Genomic DNA, 9,291 nt, shown 5'->3' with positions numbered 1-9,291 from the left:
CGAATTCACGCCCCCGAGTGCGGCTGCTGTATGCGGCGGCCATGCTTAGGTCGGTCGCCGGAAACGGCGACCGACCCATTTGGCCGTCCTGATTGACCATCTCTTTGTCGATACGGCCACTTTCGATCCCGGACCGCATCCACCCAAACCGATTCGATCTTCGGATGATCGATCGCGTGTCCGAATTGCACGTATTGTTACTCACTAGATCGTGATCATTTTCTAAAGGACCCCGGGCCCGCTGCCGAAGACGACTGTGACCTTGAAAGCACGGTTCGTCCGGGCCGCCCTCTCCCCACAAGCCCCCGAACCGGCTCCGTCCCCCACCCAGGAGGCCTGGTGTCCGTTCTTCTCGAGCAGCCCGCAAGCCTGGTCGCCTACCGCCCGAACAAGCCCACCGCGATGGTGGTCGTGGCCGACCCGCGCGTGCGTTCCACCGTCACCCGCCATCTGTGGGCGCTCGGTGTGCGCGACGTCATCGAGGCCTCGTCCATCGCGGAGGCTCGTCCCCGCGTCGGCAACCCCCGGGACATCTGCGTCGCCGACGTCCACCTCCCCGACGGCTCCGGTCTCACCCTGCTGTCGGAGACCCGCGCCGCGGGCTGGCCCAACGGGCTCGCCCTGTCCGCCGCCGACGACATCGGCGCCGTGCGCAACGCCCTCGCGGGCGGTGTCAAGGGCTATGTCGTCACCGGCACCCGCACCAACGTCGGGCTCCCCACCCGGCCCGGTGCCGCCCCCATCGGATCAGCGGCCGCCCGGATGCACCGCCGCCCCCCGGGTGCCCCGAGCCACCCGGGCGGCTACCGCGAGCTCTCCGGCCGCGAGGTCGAGGTGCTGCGCCTGGTCGCCGAAGGCCAGTCGAACAAGGCGATCGGCGTCTCGATGGGACTGTCCGCGCTGACCGTCAAGAGCCACCTCGCCCGGATCGCCCGCAAGCTCGGCACGGGCGACCGCGCCGGGATGGTCGCGGTGGCCCTGCGGACCGGCATCATCCACTGACACACCCACCCACGCGCCCAAGGGGCCGCCCCTCGCGGTCCCTGCCGATCAGCGCACCCGTATGGCCGTACGCTGACTGGTTTACGACCCTGGGGCGCCCGTCGACGGAACGTTCCGTCGGCGGGTCCCGTCCACACACGGATACCCTTGACAGGTGACCGACGCCCAAGAAACCGCAGCAGCCAGTTCACTGCGAACCACCGGAGGCGCCCCTCCGGACGACGGCGGATCTACTGCTTCTGTTTCCGGGGCGCCCACACCTCAGCCGACCCCCCTCCTCGAACCCCGCGAGGGCATCCCGCCGGTGATCGCCGACGAGGCCTCCCTCGCCGCGACGACCGCCGCCTTCGCCGCCGGCACCGGCCCCGTCGCCGTCGACGCCGAGCGCGCCTCCGGTTACCGCTACGGACAGCGCGCCTATCTGGTGCAGCTGCGCCGCGAGGGCGCCGGCAGCGCACTGATCGACCCCGTCGCCTGCCCGGACCTGTCGGGGCTCGGCGAGGCACTCTCCGACGTCGAGTGGGTGCTGCACGCCGCCACCCAGGACCTGCCCTGTCTGCGTGAGATAGGCCTTGTGCCTACCCGGCTGTTCGACACCGAGCTGGCCGGGCGCCTCGCCGGTTTCCCCCGTGTCGGCCTCGGCGCGATGGTCGAGAGCGTGCTCGGTTTCGTCCTCGAGAAGGGCCACTCCGCGGTCGACTGGTCCACCCGTCCGCTCCCCGAGCCCTGGCTGCGGTACGCCGCCCTGGACGTGGAGCTCCTCGTCGACCTGCGCGACGCGCTGGAGAAGGAGCTGGACCGGCAGGGCAAGCTGGAATGGGCCCACCAGGAGTTCGACGCGATCGCCTCCGCTCCCCCGCCCGAGCCCCGCAAGGACCCCTGGCGCCGCACGTCCGGTATGCACAAGGTGCGTCGGCGGCGGCAGCTCGGCGTGGTCCGGGAGCTGTGGCAGACCCGGGACCGGATCGCCCAGCGGCGGGACGTCTCGCCGGGCAAGGTGCTCTCCGACGCGGCGATCGTGGAGGCCGCGCTCGCCCTCCCCGCCAACGTCCACGCGCTGGCCGCGCTGAACGGCTACGGGCATCGGATGGGGCGGCGGCAGCTGGAGCAGTGGCAGGCCGCCGTCGACCGGGCGAAGGCGCTCGGCGAGTCCCAGCTGCCGCAGCCGGGGCAGCCGGTCGCCGGCCCTCCGCCGCCGCGGGCGTGGGCCGACAAGGATCCGGCGGCTGCGGCGCGGCTCTCCGCGGCGCGGGCGGCTGTTTCCGCGTTGGCCGAGCAGCTGAACATGCCTCAGGAGAACTTGATCGCTCCGGACAGTGTGCGGCGGGTGTGCTGGGAGCCGCCCGTTCCCCTCGACGGGGAGTCGGTCGCCGGTGTGCTCACGGGGCTCGGCGCCCGGCCGTGGCAGGTCGAGCAGGTGACACCCGTACTGGTCAAGGCACTGACCACTTGAGCGCGCCCAGTCGCCGTGGGGCCTTCGGTCGTACGGCGGCTGCGGGTCGTTCCTGGTGGAGCGCGCCCACGCGGCGGAGCCGCATATCGAAACAGCCCCGCGCCCCTGAAGGCCGGTCATCTGGTCGCTCCTTTCATGAAGCCGTTGTAGATGTACTTCTGCAGGGCCAGGAAGACGATCAGGGTCGGCAGGATGACCAGGACCGCTCCTGCCGAGATCGTTTCCCAGTGGGCGCCGAAGGGGCCCTTGAAGCGGAACAGGGACGTCGAGATCACGCCAAGATCTTGTGAGGGCATGTAGAGGAACGGGATGTAGAAGTCGTTGTAGACGGTGATCCCCTTCACGATCACGACCGTCGCGATCGCCGGCTTCAGCAGCGGGAAGATGATTTTCCGGTAGACGGTGAAGGCGTTCGCGCCGTCCAGGCGGGCCGACTCGTCCAGCGAGATCGGGATCGAGCGGACGAACTGCAGGAAGATGTAGATCGAGACGATGTCCGTGCCCATGTAGAGGGCGATGGGCGCCCAGAGCGTGTCGAACATGCCGAAGCCGTTGACGATCTGGAAGGTCGCCACCTGGGTGGTGACCCCGGGGACCAGGGCGGCCAGCAGGAACAGGGCCACCACCAGCTTGCGGAAGCGGAACGTGAAGCGGTCGATGGCGTACGCCGTCATGGAGCCGATGAGGACGGTCCCGCCGATCGAGAACAGCAGGATGAACGCGGTGTGCCCGAAGGCCGACAGCATCCGGCCGTCCTGGAACGCCGTCACGTAGTTGTGGAGGTTCAGCGGGTCGTCGGGGAGCGTGAGGGCTCCGCTGTCGTCCGCCAGTTCCTCGTCGGTCTTGAGCGAGGTCAGCACGACCACGCCCAGCGGCAGCAGGACGACCAGCGAGGCGAGGACCAGGGACAGGTACACCAGGGTGCGGGCTGCGGCGCGGCGGGTCATACGAGGTCCACCCTGTCGTCGGGGACGAGGCGGCGCTGGAGCCAGGTCACCGCCAGGATGATCAGCAGCAGCACCACGGCGGCGGCCGAGGCGAGGCCCGTCTTGTTGAACTGGAAGGCCAGCTTCACGGTCTGGATCACGAAGGTCTCGGTGCCGGTCGCCCCGCCCGTCATGATGTACGGGATCTCGAAGGCCGACAGCGAGCCGGAGACCGAGAGGATCACGGTCAGCGTCAGCACCGGTTTGATGCCCGGCAGGATGATGTGCCGGAACTGGTGCCAGCGGTTGGCGCCGTCCAGCTCGGACGCCTCGTACAGCTCGCCCGGGACGGACTGGATCGCGCCCAGGAACAGCACGAAGTTCAGGCCCAGGTAGCGCCAGACGGAGACGCCCGCGAGGGAGGTGTTCGCGGAGACCGGGTCGCCCAGCCAGGCGTGGTCGGAGTGGTACCCGAACAGGGCGAGGACCGAGTCGAGGGTGCCGCCGTCCTGGAAGAAGTACAGGAAGACGAAACCGATCGCGACCCCGTTGATCAGGTACGGGAAGAACAGCACGCCCTTGAAGAAGTTCCGGAAGCGGACGTCGAAGCTGAGGACGGTCGCGAAGTAGAGCGCGGCGACGATCTGCACGGCCGAGGCGGCCAGGTAGTAGCAGCTGACGAAGAAGACCTCGAACAGGTCGGAGCGGGTGAAGAGTTCGGTGTAGTTCCCGGCGCCCGTGTAGTGCAGTTCGGGGCTGACGCCGTCCCAGTCGGTGAAGCTGTACGCGACCATGTTGACGATCGGCGCGTAGGTGAAGGCGATCAGCAGGGCGAGCGGTACGGCGAGGAACAGCCAGGGTGTCAGCCGCCGCCAGAAGCGGGCCCGGCGGGGGGCCGGGGCCGGCACGGGGGCGTCCCCGCGTACCGGCCGCGTCCCCGGGTGTCCCACCGCAGCCTTCTCGGTGGTGTCCGTCATCAGGACCCCAGGGTCTTCCGGGTGTCCGTCCACTTCTTGCCGAGGCCGGCGAGGAAGTCGTCCAGGGTGCCCTTGCGGGCGCCGCGCGCGAGGTCGACGAGGTCCTGGCGGTAGTCGGGGGTGTTGATGCCGACCTCCGACTCGGTGTCGATCAGCTTGACCTCGGCGCCCTTGCCGTCGTCCAGTTCGATGAGCTTGACACCCGCGTCCTCGTACGGCCTGAGCACCTCGGGCAGGGGCGCGCCCTTCAGCGGGGAGACGGCGAGGTTGTCCTTGTCGTAGCCGGACTTGTCGGTGAACCAGTCGATCCAGGCGCGGGCGGCCTCCTTGTGCTTCGAGTGGACGTTGACGGCCTGGTTGTAGTCGGGGCCGACCACCGCGCAGAACGTGCCGTCCACCTGGGCCGGGAAGGGCATGAAACCGATGTCGTCGGGGTCGACGCCGGCCTTCCGCGCGGCGTCCTGGAACTGGACGATCGCCCAGGTGCCGAGCCACTGCGTGGCGATCTCGCCCTTGGCCAACCGGGGCTTGGACGCCTCCCAGTTGGAGGTGGTGGGGTCCTTCTCGGCGAGGCCCTCGTGGACGATGTCGTACAGGAGTGTGTCGCCGACGCGCAGATCGGCGCCCTCGGCCCAGGGGTCGCCCTCGGCCAGTTTCGTGGTGGCCTGCGGGTCGCAGTGGACCGAGCCTCTGACGAAGGTCCAGGAGGTGAGCGTCCAGCCCGCGGCGAAGTTGGTGTAGTAGGGGACGGCGTCCGTCTTCGCCTTGATCGCCTTCAGGTCGGCGAGGAAGTCGGCGGGGGTGGTGGGCCAGTCGGTGACCCCGGCCTCCTTCCAGACCCGCTTGTTGTAGACGAACCCGGGCATCACGCCGATGGGGCTCTGGCCGTAGACCTTGCCGTCGACGGCGGTGAAGTCGGTGAACCGGTACTTCTCGCTGCGCTCCCGGACGGTGCCGAGCGAGGCGAAGAACTTCGGGTAGTCGCTCTTCTTGATGACCCCGGGGATCATCAGGACGTCCCCGTAGTTCTCCGTGTTCATCCGGATCTTGACTTCGGCCTCGTAGTTGGTGAGGGCCTGGAACTCGACCTTCACCTTGGGATACGTCTTGTTGAACTCGGCCGCGTACTTCTTCATCGTGCCGTCCTGCACGAGGTCGGTCCGCTGGGTGAGGACCGTGATGGCTCCGGTGACCTTCGACGGGTCGTCGGCGGCCTTGGCGTCGGCCCCCTTCGACGTGCCGCCGGTGGCGGTGCAGGCGGGCAGGACGAGCAGCGCGGCTCCCACGGCGGCGACCAGGACTGTACGGCGGTTCATGTGCATCAGCTCCGTTCGGGGGACGGACGAGCACCTGCGGGTTGGCTGATTCGGCACTCTGACAGCGCTTTCCTCAACCGGTAAAGTCCCATTCCCGCCAAGGATGGACAGATGGCACCTCATACTCACCCAATACTCGGCTCGACCGGTTCAGGGAGTGCGCATGCTGGAGGCCTCACCGCTCACCGACGGATGGATCCTGCGGCACGAAGGAGAGGCGCTGGCGGCCTCGGTGCCGGGGTGCGTGCACACCGATCTGCTGGCCGCCGGGGTGATCCCGGACCCGTTCGTCGGCCGGGGCGAACACGAGGTCGCGTGGGTGGGGCGGCGCGGGTGGACGTACGAGACGGAGCTGCCAGACGTGCCGTCGGGGCACGAGCAGACCGATCTGGTCTTCGAGGGGCTGGACACGGCCGCGGAGATACTCCTCGACGGGCGGCTGCTGGGGTCCGTGCGGAACATGCACCGCTCGTACCGGTTCGATGTGACGGGCGCGAGCGGGCGGCTGACGGTCCGGTTCGCCTCCGCGTACGCCGAGGCCGAGGCGGTGCGCGGACGGCTGGGTGAGCGGCCCGCCGCCTATGCCGAGCCCTACCAGTACCTGCGCAAGATGGCCTGCTCGTTCGGCTGGGACTGGGGGCCGACCCTGGTGACCGCGGGGATCTGGCGGCCGGTGCGGCTGGAGCGCTGGTCGACGGCGCGGATCGCCCGGGTGCGGCCCCTGGTGACCGTCGAACAGGGCGTCGGGGTCGTCGAGTTGCGGGTGGAGGTGGAGCGGACCCGGGTCGAGGCCGGGCTGACGGTGACGGCCCGGGTGGGCGGGGCCGAGGCGCGCGCCCGGGTCGAGGGCACGAGCGCGGTCGTACGGCTGGAGGTGCCCGGGGCGCGGCTGTGGTGGCCGCGCGGATACGGCGAACAGCCGCTGTACGACGTCGAGTTGACGTTGGATCAGGAAAGCGGGGCACTGGACTCCTGGCGGCGGCGGATCGGCTTTAGGACCGTCGGGCTGGACCGGCGGCCCGATGCGCACGGCACCGGGTTCACTCTCGTGGTCAACGGCGAGCGGCTGTTCGCGCGCGGCGTGAACTGGATCCCGGACGACGCCTTCCCCTCCCGGGTGACCCGGGAGCGCTACCGGGAGCGGCTGCGGCAGGCCGCCGGCGCCGGGGTGGACCTGGTGCGGGTGTGGGGCGGCGGGATCTACGAGAGCGAGGACTTCTACGACGCCTGCGACGAGCTCGGGCTCCTGGTGTGGCAGGACTTCCCGTTCGCCTGCGCGGCCTACCCCGAGGAGCAGCCGCTGCGCGGCGAGGTGGAGGCGGAGGCCCGGGAGAACGTCGTACGGCTGATGCCGCATCCCTCGCTGGTGCTGTGGAACGGCAACAACGAGAACCTGTGGGGGTTCCGGGACTGGGGCTGGGAGGGGCGGCTCGCCGGGGACTCCTGGGGGGAGGGGTACTACCTGGGCGTACTGCCGCGGGTGGTGGCCGAGCTGGACCCGACGCGGCCGTACACGGCGGGCAGCCCCTGGTCGGGTTCCTGGGTGCACCATCCGAACGACCCGGCGCACGGCACGCACCATTCCTGGGAGGTGTGGAACCGCCGGGACTACGCCGAGTACCGGAGTGAAGTGCCGCGGTTCGTCGCCGAGTTCGGCTGGCAGGCGCCGCCCGCGTACGCCACGCTGCGGCGGGCGCTGCCGGGTGAGGAGCTCGTCCCGGACTCCCCCGGGATGCGGCACCGGCAGAAGGCGGACGACGGCGACGGCAAGCTGGCGCGTGGGCTCGCCCGGCATTTCGCCCCGCCCGAGGGGGACTTCGACCGCTGGCACTATCTGACGCAGGTCAACCAGGCGCGGGCGGTGGCCGCCGGGATCGAGCACTGGCGGTCGCACTGGCCGGTGTGCGCGGGCACGGTCGTCTGGCAGCTGAACGACTGCTGGCCGGTGACCTCCTGGGCGGCGATCGACGGGGACGGGCGGGAGAAGCCGCTGTACCACGAGCTGCGGCGGCTGTACGCGGACCGGCTGCTGACGCTCCAGGTGCGGGGCGAGGGGCTGGTGTCGGCGGCGGTGAACCAGTCGGCCGAACCGTGGACGGGGGTGCTGCGGCTGCGGCGGATGTCCGTCGACGGGGCGGTGCTCGGGACGGCGGAGCTCGAACTGGCCGCCGGGGCAAGGGCGGTGGGCGTGACGCGGGTGCCCGGGGAGCTGGAGCCGTCCGGGGCGAAGGAGTTCCTGGTGGCCGACGCGGAAGGGCCACGGGCGCTGTACTTTCCGGTCGCCGACCGTGAAATCCCGTATCCGAGGCCGGAGTTCGAGGTGACCGTGGCGCCGGGCAGCGTCACGGTGACGGCCCGCACCCTCGTACGGGATCTGCTGCTCCAGGCCGACCGGCTGGGGCCGGACGTACGGGCCGACCGGGGGCTGGTGACGCTGCTTCCCGGGGAGCGGGTGACGATCGGTGTGACGGGCTGGGAGACTCCCGATGCCGACGCGGCCCGTGCCGCCCTGTACTGCCTGGAGCCCTCCCGATGACGACCTCTCGCGTCACCATCAAGGACGTCGCCGCGCGCGCCGGTGTGTCCAAGGGGGCGGTGTCGCTGGCCTTCAACCGCAAGCCGGGGCTGTCGGAGGCGACCCGGGAGCGGATCTTCACGGCGGCGCGGGAGCTGGGCTGGGAGCCGAACCTGACCGCGCGGTCGCTGTCGAGCTCTCGGGTGGACGTGGTGGGGCTGGCGATCTGCCGGCCGGCGCGGATGCTGGGCCTGGAGCCGTTCTACATGGAGTTCGTCTCCGGGGTGGAGAGCGTGCTGACCGAGCACGCCTGCGCGCTGCTGCTGCGGCTGGTCTCAGGCGTGGAGGAAGAGGCCGGTCTCCTTGAGTCGTGGTGGCGGGGGCGGCAGATCGGCGGGGCGATCCTGGTGGACTTCCGGGCCGACGATCCCCGGGTCGCGGCGGCCGAGCGGCTCGGGCTGCCGGTGGTGGCGGTCGGGCATCCCTCGCTGACCGGCTCCCTGACCTCGGTGTGGACGGACGACGCGACGGCGGTGACGGAGGCGGTGCGCTATCTCGCCGCGCTCGGTCATCGTCGTGTCGCCCGGGTGGGAGGCGCCGCCGCGCTCGGGCACACGGTGATGCGGACGGCCGCCTTCGACGCGGCGGCGCGCGAGCTGGGGCTGGCCGGGGCCTGGCAGGTGGCCACGGACTACTCCGGGGAGGCGGGGGCGCGGGCCACCCGCTCGATGCTGACCGCCGCCCCGCCGGACCGGCCGACGGCGATCGTCTACGACAACGACATCATGGCGGTGGCCGGGCTCGCGGTGGCGGCCGAGATGGGGCTGAGCGTGCCGCGGGACGTCTCCCTGCTGGCCTGGGACGACTCCCAGCTGTGCCGGCTGACCCATCCGACGCTCTCCGCGATGAGCCATGACGTGCACGGATTCGGCGCGGAGGCGGCCCGGACGCTGTTCGGGGCGATCACGGGAGGGGGTCCGGGATCGCACCCCGTGCCCACTCCGGTGCTGACGCCCCGGGGGTCGACGGCTCCCCCGAAGGTGTGACGTTCGCCGCTTGGACCTCCGGGACTGTGCAGCCACGTTACTGATAAGTAGCATGG

The 9,291-nt window shown here is 70.6% G+C and carries 7 protein-coding genes; 4 read left to right on the top strand and 3 right to left on the bottom strand.

Features of this window, described 5'->3' with window-relative positions; all coding sequences use genetic code 11:
• Nucleotides 1-339 precede the first annotated feature (339 nt).
• Both ABZ464_RS42565 and ABZ464_RS42560 read left to right on the top strand, forming a co-directional pair.
• The gene (locus ABZ464_RS42565) at nt 340-1,002 is read left to right on the top strand and encodes a response regulator transcription factor (RefSeq protein WP_285513541.1); all 663 of its coding nucleotides are present in this window, start codon (nt 340-342) and stop codon (nt 1,000-1,002) included.
• Between the two features lie 154 nt (nt 1,003-1,156).
• The gene (locus tag ABZ464_RS42560; RefSeq protein ID WP_359287271.1) at nt 1,157-2,455 is read left to right on the top strand and encodes a ribonuclease D; all 1,299 of its coding nucleotides are present in this window, start codon (nt 1,157-1,159) and stop codon (nt 2,453-2,455) included.
• A gap of 116 nt (nt 2,456-2,571) precedes the next feature.
• Here ABZ464_RS42560 and ABZ464_RS42555 read toward each other — a convergent pair whose 3' ends face one another.
• From ABZ464_RS42555 to ABZ464_RS42545, 3 genes are read right to left on the bottom strand one after another with little or no spacing between them, the layout of a single operon-like run.
• Nucleotides 2,572-3,402 (bottom strand): carbohydrate ABC transporter permease, encoded by an 831-nt coding sequence (locus ABZ464_RS42555; RefSeq protein WP_359287270.1) that lies wholly within the window; start codon nt 3,400-3,402, stop codon nt 2,572-2,574.
• The gene (locus ABZ464_RS42550) at nt 3,399-4,358 is read right to left on the bottom strand and encodes a sugar ABC transporter permease (RefSeq protein WP_359287269.1); all 960 of its coding nucleotides are present in this window, start codon (nt 4,356-4,358) and stop codon (nt 3,399-3,401) included. The genes ABZ464_RS42555 and ABZ464_RS42550 overlap by 4 nt, the downstream gene beginning before the upstream one ends.
• Nucleotides 4,358-5,674 (bottom strand): ABC transporter substrate-binding protein, encoded by a 1,317-nt coding sequence (locus ABZ464_RS42545; protein WP_359287268.1) that lies wholly within the window; start codon nt 5,672-5,674, stop codon nt 4,358-4,360. Before ABZ464_RS42545 ends, ABZ464_RS42550 begins: the two co-directional genes overlap by 1 nt.
• 163 nt (nt 5,675-5,837) lie before the next feature.
• On the opposite strand from ABZ464_RS42545, the gene ABZ464_RS42540 reads away from it, so the two are divergent.
• Entirely contained in the window at nt 5,838-8,210 is a 2,373-nt protein-coding gene (locus ABZ464_RS42540; protein ID WP_359287267.1) for a glycoside hydrolase family 2 protein, read from the top strand.
• On the top strand, nt 8,207-9,235 hold the full coding sequence (locus ABZ464_RS42535) for a LacI family DNA-binding transcriptional regulator (protein WP_359287266.1): 1,029 nt from the start codon (nt 8,207-8,209) through the stop codon (nt 9,233-9,235). Before ABZ464_RS42540 ends, ABZ464_RS42535 begins: the two co-directional genes overlap by 4 nt.
• The last annotated feature ends 56 nt before the right edge of the window (nt 9,236-9,291 follow it).

It is taken from the genome of Streptomyces sp. NPDC005820, from assembly GCF_040630255.1.
GTDB lineage: Bacteria > Actinomycetota > Actinomycetes > Streptomycetales > Streptomycetaceae > Streptomyces.
This window is presented reverse-complemented; position numbering and strand designations above follow the sequence as displayed.

What these genes read in the sequence shown, in the direction of transcription:
- ABZ464_RS42555 (WP_359287270.1), bottom strand. Translation starts at nt 3,402, where the DNA reads ATGACCCGCCGCGCCGCAGCCCGCACCCTGGTGTACCTGTCCCTGGTC.
- ABZ464_RS42545 (WP_359287268.1), bottom strand. Translation starts at nt 5,674, where the DNA reads ATGAACCGCCGTACAGTCCTGGTCGCCGCCGTGGGAGCCGCGCTGCTC.
- ABZ464_RS42535 (WP_359287266.1), top strand. Translation starts at nt 8,207, where the DNA reads ATGACGACCTCTCGCGTCACCATCAAGGACGTCGCCGCGCGCGCCGGT.
- ABZ464_RS42550 (WP_359287269.1), bottom strand. Translation starts at nt 4,358, where the DNA reads ATGACGGACACCACCGAGAAGGCTGCGGTGGGACACCCGGGGACGCGG.
- ABZ464_RS42540 (WP_359287267.1), top strand. Translation starts at nt 5,838, where the DNA reads ATGCTGGAGGCCTCACCGCTCACCGACGGATGGATCCTGCGGCACGAA.